Here is a 16,218-nt window from a genome sequence, read left to right on the forward strand (position 1 = left end):
ATGGCCGGCACCCAGGTCGATCGGCTGGCGTTGATCGAAGCCCGGCAGGGCCAGGTCATCGCCGCGGTCACCGATTTCGGTGACCGGCACCCCCTCACCGCGCGGGTGTGGGGGTGGCTGAGCCTGGATTTCACCGGCATCGCCTTCGCGGCGTTGTTCTTCTGCTGGTCGCTGTCACCGTCGCTGCTGCCGCGCGACTGGCTGTTCCAGGGACTCATCGGCGGTATCAACGCCGCGGTCGGCTACGGCGTCGGCTGCGTCGCGGGCTGGCTCGCCGACCGGTTCGTGATGTCGCGGTTGCGGTGGTGGCCACCACCGATCCCGGTGCTGCGGGCGATCAAGGTCGCGGTGCCGGTCGCCGCGATCGTCGCGTCGGTGGTGGCGCTGGTGCTCGCTGCGACCCAGCAACGTCAGCTCGCGGCGCTGATGGGCGCCGAGGGCACCACCACCAGCGGTTACCTGCGCACGCTGGCGCTGGCTCTGGCGGTCGCCGGTCTACTCGTCTCCGCGTGGCGCGGTCTGCGCGACATCGGCAGATGGATCGCGCGGCAGCTGATCCGGCGTCATCTTCCTGCCGGTCTGGCACGAACCCTCGGGGTGCTGGTGGTCGTGCTGGTGACGTTCATGCTCATCGACGGCGTGCTGATCCGGGGAACCTACGCGTTCGTCAACTCCGCGTTCAGCATCCAGGACGGCGAGACCCGCCCCGGCGCGGTGCAGCCGATCGCGCCCGAGAAGTCCGGCAGCCCCGATTCGCTCGCGCCGTGGGACACGCTCGGATTCGAGGGCCGCAACTTCGTCTCCCGCGGCCTCGACGCCGCCGAACTCGGTGCCATCAACGGCACCCCCGCGAAGGAACCGATCCGCGTCTACGTCGGTCTCGGCACCGCCGACACCGCCGAGAAGCGGGCGGATCTGGTGATCGACGAACTCGAACGCACCGGCGCGTTCGACCGCAAGGTGCTCGTGATCATCCCCACGACCGGCACGGGCTGGGTGAACCCGACCGCCGCCCAGGCCATGGAACTGGTCCACAACGGAGACCTCGCGATGGTCGCGTGGCAGTACTCGTTCCTGCCGAGCTGGATCTCGTTCCTCGCGGACCGCGACAAGGCCGCCGAAGCCGGCCGGATCCTCGTCGACCGGGTCCACGAACGCTGGCTTGCCCGGCCGCCGGACCGGCGCCCGCAGCTGTACGTCTACGGCGAAAGCCTCGGAACCCAGTCGGGGGAGGGAGCTTTCGACAGCCTCGCCGAAATCCGTGCAACCGTGAACGGAGTCCTGTGGGTCGGGCCGCCGAATGCCAACCGGCTGTGGCGCCAGCTCGTCGACCGTCGCGACCCCGGTACCCCCGAGGTGCAGCCGGTCTACGCCGACGGCATGGTCGTGCGGTTCACCGACGACGTCTCCGACATCGGCACTCCGCCGACACCGTGGCTGAATCCGCGTGTGCTGTACATCCAGCACGCGTCGGATCCGGTGGTGTGGTGGTCGCCGGATCTGCTGTTCTCGCGGCCCGATTGGCTGTCCGAAGCACCGGGACCGGATCGCCTGCCGCAGATGCGCTGGTTCCCGTTCGTCACGTTCTGGCAGGTCTCGGCGGATCTGACGAACGCGGCCGGCGTGCCCGACGGGCACGGGCACAACTACGGCACCGAGGTCCTCGACGGGTGGATCGCGGTCACCCAGCCGGAGGGCTGGACCGCCACCGACACCGAACGGGTGCGATTCGCGCTCGGGGTGCTCGCCGGGAGTCAGGGGCCGGAGAAGTGACCCGGTTCGGTGTCGCGGGCCCGGCCGTCGCGGCGGCAGCGGTCCTGTGGAGCGCGACGCTGCCGTCGGCGCCGCTCGGGGCGCACGGGCGCACATGGGCGTCGGCAGGTCTGGGGGTGTGCGCGGTCGTCGCGGCTCGTGCGTCGGGCATGAACCGCGCCGAGCTGGGACTTGATCCCGCCCGCATCCCGTCCGGGTTGCGCTGGGGTGCGGTGGCCGCGGGTGCCGTCCTCGGTGGTTACGCGATCGCCCTGACCGTGCCCGCGGTGCGCGACCGGATCGCGGTCTCGGCCGGAGCCGGGCGCGACGACTTCTGGACCTGGATCACCCTGCACATCCCGGTGGGGACGGTGCTCGCGGAGGAACTGCTGTTCCGCGGGGTGCTGACGCCGCTCGCGGGTTCTGCCGTCCACGCGACCGCGTTCGGGCTGTGGCACGTGCGTCCGGCGATGATCGCCGGGGACAATGTTGCGGGAACGGTTGCGGTGACGGGCCTGTCCGGGCTCGGATTCGACTGGCTGCGCCGTCGCAGCGGCAGCGTTCTCGCGCCCGCGCTGGCGCACCTGGCGATCAACGCCGGGGGAGCGGCCGCGGTGCGTCTGGCGACGTCGCGGCGCGGATAGGCTGGCTGGCCGTGGCCCCACGCAAACCCGTCGATCCCGCCGAACTCCGAGACGCCCTGCTGCGGGTCGAGCCGTGGCTGCGCGGCGACGTCGACGACCCGCCTGCCCGGGCGGACCTCGCGGCGGCGGTGCGGCTCAGCGCACGCACGCTCGAGCAGGTGGCGCCGGGTTCGAGCGTCGAGGTGCGGGTGCCGCCGTTCGTGGCGGTGCAGTGCATCGAGGGACTGCGGCACACCCGTGGCACACCCCCGAACGTCGTCGAAACGGAGCCGCGCACGTGGCTGCTGCTCGCGACCGGCCTGCTCGGATACGACGACGCGGTCGCGTCCGGGAAGCTCGACGCGTCCGGCAGCCGGGCCGTGGAGATCGCGCACTGGCTGCCGCTGATGCGGGTCGTGTGACCGATCCCCGATAGGGGTTACCGGAACCTGCTCGTAGAATGGGTGTGCCCCGCCCTTGTCCAGCCCCAGGGAGCACCCCGGTGACCAGTGCCGATCTGTCGGTTCACACTCGTAATCTTCTCGCCTCCGACGAACCCGAAAACGAGCCCCGCGAGGAGTGCGGCGTCTTCGGAGTCTGGGCGCCCGGTGAAGACGTGGCGAAGCTCACGTACTACGGCCTCTACGCGCTGCAGCATCGCGGGCAGGAAGCGGCCGGCATCGCCGTCGCCGACGGCTCGCAGGTGCTCGTATTCAAGGATCTCGGCCTGGTGAGCCAGGTGTTCGACGAGCAGACGCTCGCCGCGATGCCCGGCCACATCGCCGTCGGCCACTGCCGCTACTCCACCACCGGGTCGACGACCTGGGAGAACGCGCAGCCGATCTTCCGCACCACCGCGACCGGTACCGGTGTCGCACTCGGCCACAACGGCAACCTCGTCAACACCGCGGAGCTCGCCGCACGCGCCCGTGAGCTGGGCATCATCGATCCGGCCCGGCCCGGTGCAGCGACCTCGGACTCCGACATCGTCGGCGCGCTGCTCGCGCACGCCGTCGCCGACGGCACGCTCGAGCAGGCCGCGCTCGAGCTGTTCCCGAAGCTGCGCGGCGCGTTCTGCCTGACGTTCATGGACGAGCACACCCTGTACGCGGCGCGCGATCCGTGGGGCATCCGGCCGCTGTGCCTGGGCCGCCTCGACCGCGGCTGGGTCGTGGCCAGCGAGACCGCCGCCCTCGACATCGTCGGTGCGTCGTTCGTCCGTGACATCGAGCCCGGTGAACTGCTCGCGATCGACGCCGACGGTGTCCGGTCGTCGCGGTTCGCGAACCCGGAGCCCAAGGGCTGCGTCTTCGAGTACGTCTACCTCGCCCGCCCCGACTCCACGATCGCCGGCCGGTCGGTGCACGCGACCCGCGTCGAGATCGGCCGTCGCCTCGCGAAGGAACACCCGATCGACGCGGACCTGGTGATCCCGGTGCCCGAGTCCGGCACGCCCGCCGCGGTCGGCTACGCGCAGGGCTCGGGCCTGCCCTACGGCCAGGGCCTGATGAAGAACGCGTACGTGGGCCGCACGTTCATCCAGCCCAGCCAGACGATCCGCCAGCTCGGCATCCGGCTCAAGCTCAACCCGCTGCGCGAGGTCATCCGCGGCAAGCGCCTGGTGGTCGTGGACGATTCGATCGTCCGCGGCAACACCCAGCGGGCCCTGATCCGGATGCTGCGTGAGGCCGGGGCGCTCGAGATCCACGTGCGCATCGCGTCGCCGCCGGTCAAGTGGCCGTGCTTCTACGGCATCGACTTCGCCTCCCCGGCGGAGCTGATCGCCAACGGCAGCGGCACCCGTGACGACGCCTCTCCCGCCGCCGGGCACGACTTCGACGAGATGGTCGAGATGGTGCGCCGGTCCATCGGCGCCGACTCGCTCGGCTACATCTCGATCGACGGGATGATCGGCGCGACCGAGCAGCCGGCATCGCGACTGTGCGCGGCCTGTTTCGACGGTCACTACCCGATCGGGCTGCCCAAGGAGCACGCCGTCGGCAAGGACATCCTCGAAGGTGTCGTCGACGTCGCCTCCCCGACCCCCACGGTCCTCGACAACGACAACGCAGACGCGTTGAGCCGTCCCTGAGGCCCGAGCTTTTCTCTCCTCGCGCACCGACGGTCCCGGCCGGTCCGGTACCGTAGGTGCGCGGCCGGCTGCTTTCGGCGTGCACACGCGCGCCCGGATGACGGTGCCGGCACACCTGTTCATCACAACTCGAGGCTGGAGCCGACAACCCATGACCGAGGACACAACCCCCGGAGCTTCCTACGCAGCGGCGGGCGTGGACATCGAGGCAGGCGACCGAGCCGTCGAACTGTTCGCGCCGCTCGCGAAGAAGGCGACCCGACCGGAGGTGCTCGGCGGCCTCGGTGGATTCGCGGGCCTGTTCGCGCTCAAGGGTGACTACAAGGAGCCGTTGCTGGCCGCGTCCACCGACGGCGTCGGCACGAAGCTCGCCGTCGCCCAGGCACTCGACAAGCACGACACCGTCGGCCTCGACCTGGTCGCGATGGTCGTCGACGACCTGGTCGTGTGCGGCGCCGAACCGCTGTTCCTCCAGGACTACATCGCGGTGGGCCGGGTCGTTCCCGAGCGGGTCGCGGAGATCGTCGGCGGTATCGCCGAGGGCTGCATCCAGGCCGGCTGCGCGCTGCTCGGCGGCGAGACGGCCGAGCATCCCGGTGTCATGGCGGACGGCGATTACGATCTGTCCGCGACGGGTGTGGGTGTCGTCGAAGCCGACAAGCTGCTCGGCCCCGACCGGGTCCGCCCCGGCGACGTGGTGATCGCCATGGGTGCCTCGGGCCTGCATTCCAACGGTTACTCGCTCGCCCGCAAGGTGCTGCTCGACATCGGCAAGATGAGCCTGACGGCGCACGTCGACGAGTTCAGCCGCACCCTCGGCGAGGAACTGCTCGAGCCGACCCGCATCTACGCCAAGGACTGCCTCGCGCTCGCTGCCGAAACCGAGGTCCGCACGTTCTGCCACGTCACCGGTGGTGGCCTGGCCGCGAACCTCGCGCGCGTCATGCCGAAGGGTCTCGTCGCCGAGCTGGACCGTACGACGTGGAGCCCCGCTCCGGTGTTCGGCCTGATCGCCCAGCGCGGTCGCGTGGAGCGCGCCGAGATGGAGAAGACGTTCAACATGGGCGTCGGCATGGTCGCGATCGTCGCGCCCGAGGACGTCGACCGGGCCCTGGCAGTGCTCACGGCACGCCACATCGACTGCTGGACCCTCGGAACGGTCCGCAAGGCGCAGGACCAGGACGACACGCGCGCCGTGCTGCTCGGCGACCACCCGCGGTTCTAGTTCGAACCGGATCTGCACGAAGCACTGTGCCCGGGCCCGGGCACAGTGCTTCGTGCTTCGGTGCGTGCTGAGATCCCGGGCCGGGGGCATCCGTGCCGTCGCGGCGCGGAAACCCGGAGAACGCACCCCGGCCGGGATGCGTTCTACGCCAGTAAAGGGGAGCCGGTGTTGCCGGCTCCCCCCAGTCCGTGCGTGGGATTACTCTGGGTCAGCGACGCCAGTCGTCGTCCGAGTCGTCGTCCCAACCGGAGCGTTGGTCTGCGAAGACTTCGTCCCGGTGCGAGATGGGTTCACCACCAGACAACTCTCGCTGGAGGCTCTCGAAGTCGGTGGACGGCGAGCTGTACTTGAGTTGCCGTGCAACCTTGGTCTGCTTTGCCTTAGCCCGGCCGCGGCCCATGGCTAACCCCCTCGCGCTTTGACGGGGCGGCCTGGGGAATTTGGCGGCCCCGGTGATGTGAGTATTTTCCTGCGCTCCACTCTAGCGTGGAAAAGTTCGTTCCGCCTCCACACACCCCGCCGAGGCCGTGTCCGATGCGTCTCATCCGGACACGACCTGCACCGATGACGGTGTTCGTCGGGTGGTTCGGCGGTCAGAACACCCCCGGGATCGCGCGAACCGTGCCGACCCGCACACCTCCGCCGAGCACCGGCTGCGATGCGAGGGTCGCGTGTTCCTCGGACCAGTCGACGCCGAGCCGGTGCAGCAGGGCCGCGGTCAGCGGCAACCGGGCACGTTCGTGACCGTCGTCGATCTTGAACGCGAAGGCGGTCCCGTCCGGCAGCGCACCCGCGTGGATGCCGTCGGCGCCGGCCTTGCACATCAGGCCCGGGACCGCGGTCATCAGCCGATCGTCGTCCTTGCCGGTCCCGGAGACGAGGAACGGGTGGGCACGCAGGGCGTCGGCGACCGCCCGCTCCGGGGTGTCGGGGGCGGCGGTGACGAGCCGCGAGTACGCGGTCGCGAGGTTGAACAAGGGCAGCGGCACGATCGGCAGGCCGCAGCCGTCGATACCGAGCTCGGCGTCCTCGACGTCGCCGGCCAGGTCCAGGACGGTGTCGACGACGGCCTGCTGCAGCGGATGGGCGGGGTCGAGGTAGCTGCGCGTGTCCCAGTCGTTGGCGGCGCACGCGGCGAGCATCGCGGCGTGCTTGCCGGAGCAGTTCATGTACACCGTGCGCGGCGGCCGCCCCGATGCCAGGACCTCCGCGCGGGCCAGCTCGTTGCCGGGCAGGTCCGCCGGGCACTGCAGATCGGTCTCGTCGAAGCCGTACTCGTCGAGCAGATCCTCGACGAGCTCGACGTGCTCGGACTCGCCTTCGTGCGACGCCGTCGCGATGGCCAGCTCGGCGGTCGTGCGGGGGACGAAGCCGTGCCGCAGCAGCGCGGTCGCCTGCAACGGCTTGTTCGACGATCGCGGGTAGACGGGGGTGTGGACCTCACCCAGCGAGATCAGGACCTCGCCGCGCGGATCCAGGACTATCAGGGAGCCGCGGTGCACGCACTCGCGGAACCCCGATCGCACCACCTCCACCAGTTCGACGCTCACTTCGCCCCCTGCACCTGTCGTTTCGCGAGCCGCCGGCGAACCTTCTCGACGACGGTCGGCGACAGATCGTCCTGCTGTTCGAGCAGCAGCGCGAGCCGGTCCGGGTCGCGCCCGGTGAACATATCCCGGACGGTGACGCCGTGCTCGGGAACCGACACCACCCGGATCTCGTCGCCCTCGGCGATCGGGCCCTCGGTGACGACCTTCAGGTACGCGCCGGTGTCACCGCGCTCGGTGAAGCGCTTGACCCAGCCCGGCTCGGCCGCCCACACCCCGAAGGTGCCGCACGGGGTGCGGGGCTCGGTCACCTCGAGCACCAGACCCGCGGTGCCGATCCGCCACCGCTCACCGATCACCGCGTCCGTCGTCCGGATGCCGCTCAACCGCAGGTTCTCGCCGAACCAGCCGCTGGACAGGTCCCGGCCGAGCTCGGCCGCCCAGCGCTGCGCCTCGTCCTCGCCGTAGACGTAGACGGCCTTGTGACGGCCACCGTGGTACTCGGTGTCGCACTGGCGGTCGCCGGTGAGGCCGAGAGCGTGCACGTGCACCGGGCCGGTCACCGGACGCTTGTCGATGGCCGTGCGCGGAACCCGGCGGGTGCCGCTGTCCCGGATCGCGTGGACCACGCACACCGCGTCCACCCGGCCGAGCCGGGCGGTGTCCGGCGCGGTCACCGGCCGCGCAGCCGCTCGACGGCCAGGCGGCCCGCCTGGATTCCGCTGTCGTCCGGCACGGAATCGGCGTCGATCGCGGCGGCGCACGGCCCCGCGACCAACGCCGTTCCGGCGGGAACGTTGCGTTTGATCAGGGCGAGCGCGATCGGTCCGAGCTCGTGGTGGTCGACGACGGTGCCCAGACGGCCCACGGTCCGGCCGTCCGCGGTCACCGGATCTCCGGGTTCGGGGCGGCCGTCGGCGGAACCGTCGAGGTGCAACAGCACCAGCTGCCGCGGCGGCTTCCCGAGGTTCTCCACCCGGGCGACCGTCTCCTGGCCGCGATAGCAGCCCTTGTCGAGGTGCACGGCGCCGAAACGGTCGGGAGCGCCGATCCAGCGCGCCTCGTGCGGGATGGTGCGCTCGTCGGTGTCGAGTCCGATGCGGGGTCGCACGGCCTCGACGCGCAGGGCCTCGAAGGCCCACGTGCCTGCGGGGCGGGCGCCGGCGGCGGTGAGAGCCCCGAACACGTCGGTGAGCTTCTCCCGCGGTACCAGCAGGTCGTACGAATGGGCGGTCGGCCACGGCATGCGTCGCACGAAACCGCCGCCGGGCAGCGCGACCGCGGCGTACGGCTCGGACGGCAGCGCGTCGAGCCCGAGAGCCGCGAGGATGCGGGGGTCGCCGGACTGCGGGCCCAGCAGGCTCAGCATCGCCATTTCGTTCCCGTCGCGCGGTTCGGCCGCGGCCCAGAACACCATCTTGGTGAGGAACGCCAGCAGGTCCGGTCCGCGCGCGGGTTCGGTGTCGATCCAGGTGACGCCGTCGAGGTCGGTCTGCACGAAGTGGTGCTCGATGCGCCCGTTGGCGTCCAGGCTGAGGTTCTCGGCCGAGGTGCCGTCGGGCAGTGCCGCGACGTGCTGACTCGAGATCGTGTGCAGCCACGAGAGCCGTTCCTTGCCGGAGATCGCGACGATGAACCGCGTCGACCGGTCGATCACCGCGACTCCGAGCGTCGCGGCGCGCTGTTCACCGAGGGGATCGCCGTGGTGCCAGGGCAGTCCGGCATCGGGTGTGCCCGGAGGTGCGGCAACGGCGTCGGGGAGCGCGAGAAGTGGGCTTTCGGTCACGTTCGGAAACTCGGCCACGACACCAGTCTATGGGGAAGCCGGTCCTGCACCGCCAATGGATATTGTGGGCGCCATGGCTGATCGGGTGCTGGTGACGCTGGACGGCGAGGTGCGGGACGCGGAGGCGCCACTGCTCCACGCCGACGATTTCGGGGTGCTGCGCGGGGACGGCGTGTTCGAGACGTTGCTGGTGCGGGACGGGCGGGCACGGACGGTCGAACTGCATCTGGGCCGGATGGCCGCCTCCGCCGAGGCCGCGGGTCTGCCCGAACCCGATCGCGACGACTGGCGGCTGGCGATCGAGATGGCCGTCGAGCACTGGGGTGCGGACCGCGAGGGTGCGCTGCGGCTGGTGTACACCCGAGGGCGCGAGGCGGGTAGCGATCCGACCGCGTTCCTGCTGGTCACCCCGGTTGCGGAGCGGGTCGGCGTGGCACGGCGCGACGGTGTGTCCGTGGTGACCCTCGAACGCGGCTTCTCGGTGGATCTGGCGGCGAAGGCGCCCTGGCAGCTTCTCGGCGCGAAGACACTGTCGTACGCGACGAACATGGCGGCGCTGCGGCACGCGGAGTCGCTCGGTGCGGACGACGTGATCTTCCTCAGCAGCGAGGGATGCGTGCTCGAGGGTCCGCGTTCGACGGTGGTGATCGCCCGGGGCCGGACGCTGCTGACACCGCCTCCGGCGCACGGGATCCTGCCGGGAACCACGCAGCAGGCGCTGTTCGAGGTCGCCGAGCAGCGTGATTTCACCGCGCGGTACGAGACGTTGCGGCCGGCCGATCTGATCGTCGCCGACGGTGTGTGGCTGGTGTCGAGTGTCGCGCTCGCGGCGCGGGTGCACACGCTCGACGGGCATCCGCTGAACGGGCGGACCCTGGTCGGTGAGGTCGAGGAGCTCGTCGACCTGGCGGTCGACACCGTCGAGTAGGGGAGCGGGCCGCGCGGTTCCGGTGAGTGATTCGTCGACCGCCCGACCCGGACTGTGTTTGTGGACACCGAGTCCGCATCCTGCGGGAATTATCTACTACATTTTGTAGTAACACCGGATCGTCCGCGCGTGCCCCGCGTGGTCGCTACGTTGTGCACAGGATTCGGGTGTGCCTGCCCACGACCCGGATTCGGCGATTGTTCCTGGGCGTCACCACGGAGTTGCCATGGATGTGTTGGACCTGTCCCGGTGGCAGTTCGGCATCACCACCGTCTATCACTTCATTCTCGTCCCGCTGACCATCGGCCTGGCGCCGATGATCGCGATCATGCAGACGATGTGGGTGGTCACCAAGAAGGACCACTGGTATCGCCTCACGAAGTTCTTCGGGAAGCTGTTCCTCATCAACTTCGCGCTGGGCGTCGCCACCGGCATCGTCCAGGAATTCCAGTTCGGTATGAACTGGAGCGAGTACTCCCGGTTCGTCGGTGACGTCTTCGGCGCACCTCTGGCCCTCGAAGGCCTCGTCGCGTTCTTCCTCGAATCCACGTTCCTCGGCCTGTGGATCTTCGGCTGGACCCGGCTTCCGAAACTGCTCCATCTCGCGACGATCTGGCTGGTCGCGATCGGCGTGAACGCCTCGGCGTTCTTCATCATCGCCGCGAACTCGTTCATGCAGCATCCCGTCGGCGCGGTCTACAACCCCGACACCGGGCGTGCCGAACTCACCAGCATCTGGACACTGCTCACCAACAACACGGCCCTGGCCGCGTTCCCGCACGCCGTCGCAGGTGCCTTCCTCACCGCGGGCACGTTCGTCGCGGGTATCGGCGGCTGGTGGATGGTCCGCAACATGCGGCGTGCGAAGGAGGCGACCGACACGGCCGAGGCCGAGCGCTTCGAAAGCGAAGCCCGGACGGTGTTCCGGCCCGGTACCCGCCTCGGCCTGCTCGTGATGATGATCGCCGGCGTCGCCGTGATCTTCACCGGCGACATCCAGGCCAAGCTCATGTTCCAGCAGCAGCCCATGAAGATGGCGTCCGCGGAATCCCTGTGCCACACCGAAGTCGACCCGGACTTCTCGATCCTCACGATCGGGACCCACAACGACTGCGACGGTGTCATCCACCTCATCGAGGTTCCGTTCATCCTGCCCTACCTCGCCGAGGGGCAGTTCACCGGTGTCGAACTGCAGGGTGTGGAGGACCTGCAGGCGCAGTACGAGGAGCAGTTCGGTCCCGGCAACTACCGGCCCAACCTGTTCGTGACGTACTGGTCGTTCCGGGCCATGATCGGCCTCGGCGCCGGCTCGCTGGCGCTCGCCCTCGCCGGACTGTGGGTCACTCGCGGCGGACGCGTTCCCGATCAGAAATGGTTCGGCCGGCTCGCGCTCATCGCCATCCCGACACCCTTCCTGGCCAACAGTGCCGGCTGGATCTTCACCGAGATGGGTCGCCAGCCCTGGGTCGTGCACCCCAACCCGACCGGCGTCGACATGATCCGGCTGACCGTCGACCAGGGCGTCTCCGATCACTCCAGCGCCACGGTGATCACCTCGCTGGTCGCGTTCACCCTCGTGTACGCGGCGCTGGGTGTGGTGTGGTTCTGGCTGATCCGCCGCTACACGATCGAAGGACCTCTGCCGCACGACGCACACCCGCCGGGCGAGCACGACGAGCCTGACGACGACGGCCGGCCCAAGCAACTGTCCTTCGCGTACTAGGAGAGCACGATCATGGGACTTCAAGAACTCTGGTTCGTCCTCATCGCGGTGCTGTTCACCGGGTACTTCGTGCTCGAGGGCTTCGATTTCGGCGTCGGCATGCTCATGCCCGTCCTCGGCCGGGGCAGGGACGCCGTCGCCGACACCCGGCGCCGGGTGCTGCTCAACACGATCGGTCCGGTCTGGGACGGCAACGAGGTGTGGCTGCTCACCGCGGGCGGCGCGTTGTTCGCGGCCTTCCCCGAGTGGTACGCCACGTTGTTCTCCGGCTTCTACCTGCCGCTGCTGCTGATCCTGCTCGCCCTCATCGTGCGGGTCTGCGCGATCGAATACCGCGGCAAGATCGACGATCCCACCTGGCGCCGCCGCTGGGATCTCGGCATCATCGTCGGTTCCTGGGTGCCCGCGGTCCTGTGGGGCGTGGCGTTCGCGAACATCGTCCGCGGCGTCGCGATCGACGCGGACAAGCAGTACGTCGGCGGGTTCTTCGCCCTGCTCAACCCGTACGCGCTGCTCGGTGGTGCCACCACCGCACTCGTGTTCGCGTTGCACGGCGCGGTGTTCCTCGCGCTCAAGACCGGTGACGAGGTCCGCGGCGACGCGGTGAAGCTCGCCCACCGCCTGTCGATCCCCACGGTTCTGGTCGCAGGCGTGTTCGTGCTGTGGACGCAGCTGGCATACGGCAAGAACTGGACCTGGATCCTCGTGGGTGCCGCCGCGGCCGCGTTGCTCGCGGTCGTCGCGCTCACCCGGGTCGAGCGTGAAGGCTGGGCGTTCGTGTTCACGACCTTCGCGATCGTCGGCACCGTCGTTCTGCTGTTCGGGTCGCTGTTCCCGAACGTCATGCCGTCGACGCTGAACGACGCGTGGTCGCTGACGATCCAGAACGCGTCGTCGAGCCCGTACACCCTGAAGATCATGACGTGGGCCGCGGTGATCGTCACCCCCGTGGTCCTGGTCTACCAGGGATGGACGTACTGGGTGTTCCGCCAGCGCATTTCGACCCAGCACATCCCGAAATCGATCGGGCTGCCGCTCGGAGCGGGCCGGTCGTGACCACCGCCGACGTCACCCCCGCGAACCGGCCCGATTCCGCGGAATCCGGTGCGCGGGGGCGCCGTCGCCCGATCGATCCGCGGCTGTGGCGATACTCGCAGTCCGCGCGCGGATATCTCGTCCTGTCCGTCCTCGCCGCGCTGATCGACGTGGCCGCGATCGTGGTGTCCGCGTTGATGATCGGCCGGATTCTGGCGGGCGTGATCACCACCGATGCGCGCACCCTCGGTGACTGGCGCACCGACCTGCTCGTCCTCGCCGCCGCGATCACGATGCGCGTCACCACATCCTGGGTGCGCAGCCGTTACGCGCACCGTTCGGCGAGTCGCGTCGTCGCCGAACTCGAACACGAGGTGCTCGCCGCCGCGGCGGCATCGCCACCCCGGGAACTGGACCCGCGCCGCGACGAGATCGCCACCGTGCTCACCCGCGGTCTCGGCGGCCTCACCGAATACCTCACCGGCTACGTGCCGGCCCTGCTGCTCGCGGTCGTCTCCACCCCGATCGTGCTCGTCGCGATCGCGACCCAGGACATCACGTCGGCGATCGTCGTCGCCGTCACGCTGCCGCTGATCCCGGTGTTCATGATCCTCATCGGCCTGCTCACCAAGGGTCGTGCCGACCGCAGCCTGCGCACGATGACCACGCTGTCCGCGCAACTGCTGGATCTGCTCGCGGGCCTGCCGACCCTGCGCGCACTCGGCCGCGAACAGGGACCTGCGGGACGCGTCCGCGACCTCGGCGACGACCACCGCCACGCCACCATGTCGGCGCTGCGGATCGCGTTCCTGTCCGGATCCGTGCTCGAGTTCCTCGCGACCCTCTCGGTGGCGCTCGTCGCCGTCGGCATCGGTCTGCGTCTGGTCGTCGGCGGGATGCCCCTCGAAGCCGGGATCGTCGCGTTGATACTCGCGCCCGAGGCGTATCTGCCGCTGCGCACCGTCGGCGCCAAGTTCCACGCCGCGGAGGACGGAATGGCCGCGGCGGAAAGAGCTTTCGCGATCCTCGATGCCGCGCCTCCGGCCGCGACCGCGACCGCGACCACCGCGTCGCTCGATGCTCGCGGTCGCGACCTCGTGCTCGACGGCATCTCCGTCGCCGGTCGCGACGGGTACGCCCCGCACGGTCTCGCGGCCGTGTGCCGCCCCGGCACGATCACCGCGCTCACCGGCGCGAACGGTGCCGGAAAATCCACCGCGTTGCTCGCGATCCTCGGCCTCACCGGACTCGCGAGCGGGCGTGTCCTGATCGGCGCCGACGAAGTGCGCGGCACCGACGCGTGGTGGTCGCAGGTCGCGTGGTTGCCGCAGCGGCCCGTTCTGCTGCCCGGGACCCTGGCCGGCAATCTCGCGCTCACGGGCGTCGACGCCGCCGATCCGGAACTCGGAAATGTCTGTGCAGCAACAGGTTTCGACGAAGTCCTGAACGAACTGCCCCGGGGGTGGGACACCGAGGTCGGTGCCGGCGGAACCGGCCTGTCCCTCGGCCAGCGACAGCGGCTCGCGCTGACCCGCACCCTCGCGTCGCCCCGTCCCGTGCTGCTGCTCGACGAACCCACCGCGCACCTCGACAGCGACACCGAGGCGACGGTCCTGGCGGCACTGCGCGAACGTGCCGACCGCGGCGCGACGGTCGTGATCGTCGCGCACCGCCCCGCCCTCCTGGCCGCCGCCGACAGCGTCGTGGAGGTGACCGCAGGATGACCACGCCACGCCGAAGCGATCGCCCCGGAGTCGGTCGGCTCGGAGAAGGACGGCATGGCCGGCGTCGACGCCGCAGGGGCGACCTGCGCCGGGCCATGACGCTGCTCGAACTCGAACCCCGCCGCGTCGCCGTCGCCGTCGCGGCCGGGGTCGCGACCCTCGGTGCCGCGCTGTTCCTGTCGGGGCTGTCCGCGTGGCTCATCATCCGCGCATGGCAGATGCCCCCGGTCCTCGACCTCACCGTCGCGGTCGTGGCCGTCCGCGCCCTCGGTATCTCGCGGGGCCTGTTCCGCTACTGCGAACGCCTGGCAACCCACGACGTCGCCCTGCGCGGCACCACCGCCGCCCGCGCCGGGCTCTACCGGCGACTCGCCGCGGGCGACCCGGCCGCGTCCGCGGGCCTGCGCCGCGGCGAACTGCTCACCCGGACCGGCGCCGACGTCGATGCCCTCGGCGACGTGGTGGTCCGTGCGCTCGTCCCCATCGCCGTTGCGATCGTGCTGTCCGTCGCCGCAGTGGTGACGCTCGCGCTGATCTCCCCGCCCGCCGCCGCGATCCTCGCGATCGCGCTGCTGGTCGCCGGGGTGCTCGCCCCGTGGCTGTCCGCGCGTGCCGCTACCCGCGCGGAGGCCGACGGCGCCGAAGCACGCGCCCGGTTCGCGCAGGACGCGGTCACCGTGCTCGACCACGCGGCCGAACTGAGAGTCGCGGGCCGGCTCGACGCGACCACCGCGCGGGCCTACGCGGAGAACGATGCGCTGGTCGCGGCGACCGACCGTGCCGCGGCCCCCGCTGCGTTCGCGGAGGCGGCCACACCCCTGGCGATCGGCGCGAGCGTGCTCGGATCACTGCTCGTGGGCATCACCGCGTTCGCGTCGGATCCCGCGATGAGCCCGATGTCGCTCGGCATCCTCGTGTTGCTTCCGCTGGCCGCGTTCGAAGCGGCCGGGACGCTGCCCGCCGCGGCACTGACTCTGACCCGTGCCCGGATCGCGGCAGGCCGGGTCACCGACCTGCTCGACCGCGCCGCCCGGCCCGTCCCCCACGGGACACACCCGGTCGGCCGGGGCCACCTGAAGGCCACGGGCCTGCGCAGCGGATGGCCGAACGGCCGCGCGTCGGCACCGCTCGACGTGGACCTGCCTCCCGGCGCGCGCGTGGCGATCGTGGGTGCCAGCGGCAGCGGCAAGACCAGCACGATCATGACGCTCGCCGGCCTGCTTCCCCCGGTCGCGGGGACCGTCGCTCTCGACGGTGTCGCGCTCGCCGACCTGGACCCGGCCGAGCTGCGTCACCATGTCGGGTTCTTCGCCGAGGACGCCCACGTCTTCGAGACGTCGGTGCTCGAGAACCTGCGCGTGGCGCGCGGCGACATCGACGAGACCGCCGCCGCCACCGCACTCGCGTCGGTGGGACTGGCGGACTGGGTGTCGGGCCTGCCGGACGGACTGCACACGATCCTCGAAGGCGGTGCGCGTGCGCTGTCGGGTGGTCAGCGCCGACGGCTGCTGCTGGCGCGGGCGCTGCTGTCCCCGGCGCGGGTGCTGCTGCTCGACGAACCGACCGAGCATCTCGATGCCGACGACGGGGGCCACCTGCAGCGTCTGCTGCTGGACCGCGACGCCGGTCTGGTCGCGTCCGACCGGACGGTCGTCGTCGTCACCCACCAGCTGCCCGCCGGCACCGCCGCGGACCGGGTCGTCGAGGTCCTCGAGGCCTCGGAGGACGTCCCCGGAAATAATCCGTTGCCCGCCCGCTGAGCCCGGCGTACCTTCGTCCGTAC

14 protein-coding genes are annotated in these 16,218 nt (G+C 70.5%); 10 read left to right on the forward strand and 4 right to left on the reverse strand.

Going from position 1 to position 16,218, the window contains the following annotated elements:
* The 5 genes from A8G15_RS23750 (at position 1) to purM (ending at position 5,692) form a co-directional block, all read left to right on the forward strand.
* Positions 1-1,773, forward strand: coding sequence for an alpha/beta hydrolase (locus A8G15_RS23750; RefSeq protein ID WP_068165313.1), 1,773 nt, complete (start codon positions 1-3; stop codon positions 1,771-1,773).
* The gene (locus tag A8G15_RS23755) at positions 1,770-2,396 is read left to right on the forward strand and encodes a CPBP family intramembrane glutamic endopeptidase (protein ID WP_068165315.1); all 627 of its coding nucleotides are present in this window, start codon (positions 1,770-1,772) and stop codon (positions 2,394-2,396) included. The genes A8G15_RS23750 and A8G15_RS23755 overlap by 4 nt, the downstream gene beginning before the upstream one ends.
* A gap of 11 nt (positions 2,397-2,407) precedes the next feature.
* On the forward strand, positions 2,408-2,797 hold the full coding sequence (locus A8G15_RS23760; protein ID WP_068165317.1) for a sterol carrier family protein: 390 nt from the start codon (positions 2,408-2,410) through the stop codon (positions 2,795-2,797).
* Positions 2,798-2,877: 80 nt separating this feature from the next.
* Positions 2,878-4,467: an amidophosphoribosyltransferase gene (gene purF / locus A8G15_RS23765; RefSeq protein WP_068165319.1), complete on the forward strand. Its 1,590-nt coding sequence runs from the start codon at positions 2,878-2,880 to the stop codon at positions 4,465-4,467.
* A gap of 151 nt (positions 4,468-4,618) precedes the next feature.
* The gene (gene purM, locus A8G15_RS23770; protein ID WP_068165321.1) at positions 4,619-5,692 is read left to right on the forward strand and encodes a phosphoribosylformylglycinamidine cyclo-ligase; all 1,074 of its coding nucleotides are present in this window, start codon (positions 4,619-4,621) and stop codon (positions 5,690-5,692) included.
* 208 nt (positions 5,693-5,900) lie between these two features.
* Here purM and A8G15_RS23775 read toward each other — a convergent pair whose 3' ends face one another.
* The 4 genes from A8G15_RS23775 to ygfZ form a co-directional block, all read right to left on the reverse strand.
* On the reverse strand, positions 5,901-6,092 hold the full coding sequence (locus A8G15_RS23775) for a DUF3073 domain-containing protein (protein WP_068165323.1): 192 nt from the start codon (positions 6,090-6,092) through the stop codon (positions 5,901-5,903).
* A gap of 193 nt (positions 6,093-6,285) precedes the next feature.
* On the reverse strand, positions 6,286-7,242 hold the full coding sequence (locus tag A8G15_RS23780) for an asparaginase (RefSeq protein ID WP_068165324.1): 957 nt from the start codon (positions 7,240-7,242) through the stop codon (positions 6,286-6,288).
* Positions 7,239-7,916: an MOSC domain-containing protein gene (locus A8G15_RS23785; protein WP_068165326.1), complete on the reverse strand. Its 678-nt coding sequence runs from the start codon at positions 7,914-7,916 to the stop codon at positions 7,239-7,241. The genes A8G15_RS23780 and A8G15_RS23785 overlap by 4 nt, the downstream gene beginning before the upstream one ends.
* Positions 7,913-9,043: a CAF17-like 4Fe-4S cluster assembly/insertion protein YgfZ gene (ygfZ, locus tag A8G15_RS23790; RefSeq protein ID WP_068165328.1), complete on the reverse strand. Its 1,131-nt coding sequence runs from the start codon at positions 9,041-9,043 to the stop codon at positions 7,913-7,915. Before ygfZ ends, A8G15_RS23785 begins: the two co-directional genes overlap by 4 nt.
* A 55-nt stretch (positions 9,044-9,098) precedes the next feature.
* Between ygfZ and A8G15_RS23795 the strand changes: the two genes are divergently transcribed.
* The 5 genes from A8G15_RS23795 (at position 9,099) to cydC (ending at position 16,195) form a co-directional block, all read left to right on the forward strand.
* Positions 9,099-9,953: an aminodeoxychorismate lyase gene (locus tag A8G15_RS23795; protein WP_068165329.1), complete on the forward strand. Its 855-nt coding sequence runs from the start codon at positions 9,099-9,101 to the stop codon at positions 9,951-9,953.
* Positions 9,954-10,179: 226 nt separating this feature from the next.
* Positions 10,180-11,676 (forward strand): cytochrome ubiquinol oxidase subunit I, encoded by a 1,497-nt coding sequence (locus A8G15_RS23800; protein ID WP_068165332.1) that lies wholly within the window; start codon positions 10,180-10,182, stop codon positions 11,674-11,676.
* A gap of 12 nt (positions 11,677-11,688) precedes the next feature.
* Positions 11,689-12,732: a cytochrome d ubiquinol oxidase subunit II gene (gene cydB / locus A8G15_RS23805; protein ID WP_068165334.1), complete on the forward strand. Its 1,044-nt coding sequence runs from the start codon at positions 11,689-11,691 to the stop codon at positions 12,730-12,732.
* Positions 12,729-14,435 (forward strand): thiol reductant ABC exporter subunit CydD, encoded by a 1,707-nt coding sequence (gene cydD / locus A8G15_RS23810; protein WP_068165336.1) that lies wholly within the window; start codon positions 12,729-12,731, stop codon positions 14,433-14,435. Before cydB ends, cydD begins: the two co-directional genes overlap by 4 nt.
* A gap of 95 nt (positions 14,436-14,530) precedes the next feature.
* On the forward strand, positions 14,531-16,195 hold the full coding sequence (gene cydC, locus A8G15_RS23815; protein WP_068165337.1) for a thiol reductant ABC exporter subunit CydC: 1,665 nt from the start codon (positions 14,531-14,533) through the stop codon (positions 16,193-16,195).
* Positions 16,196-16,218 lie beyond the last annotated feature (23 nt).

The sequence above is a fragment of the Rhodococcus phenolicus genome (assembly GCF_001646785.1).
Taxonomy (GTDB): domain Bacteria; phylum Actinomycetota; class Actinomycetes; order Mycobacteriales; family Mycobacteriaceae; genus Rhodococcus; species Rhodococcus phenolicus.

Excerpts from the sequence above, each read along its gene's own strand:
- cydB (WP_068165334.1), top strand. The coding sequence starts at position 11,689 with ATGGGACTTCAAGAACTCTGGTTCGTCCTCATCGCGGTGCTGTTCACC.
- A8G15_RS23795 (WP_068165329.1), top strand. The coding sequence starts at position 9,099 with ATGGCTGATCGGGTGCTGGTGACGCTGGACGGCGAGGTGCGGGACGCG.
- purM (WP_068165321.1), top strand. The coding sequence starts at position 4,619 with ATGACCGAGGACACAACCCCCGGAGCTTCCTACGCAGCGGCGGGCGTG.
- A8G15_RS23750 (WP_068165313.1), top strand. The coding sequence starts at position 1 with ATGGCCGGCACCCAGGTCGATCGGCTGGCGTTGATCGAAGCCCGGCAG.
- A8G15_RS23775 (WP_068165323.1), bottom strand. The coding sequence starts at position 6,092 with ATGGGCCGCGGCCGGGCTAAGGCAAAGCAGACCAAGGTTGCACGGCAA.
- A8G15_RS23800 (WP_068165332.1), top strand. The coding sequence starts at position 10,180 with ATGGATGTGTTGGACCTGTCCCGGTGGCAGTTCGGCATCACCACCGTC.
- cydC (WP_068165337.1), top strand. The coding sequence starts at position 14,531 with ATGACGCTGCTCGAACTCGAACCCCGCCGCGTCGCCGTCGCCGTCGCG.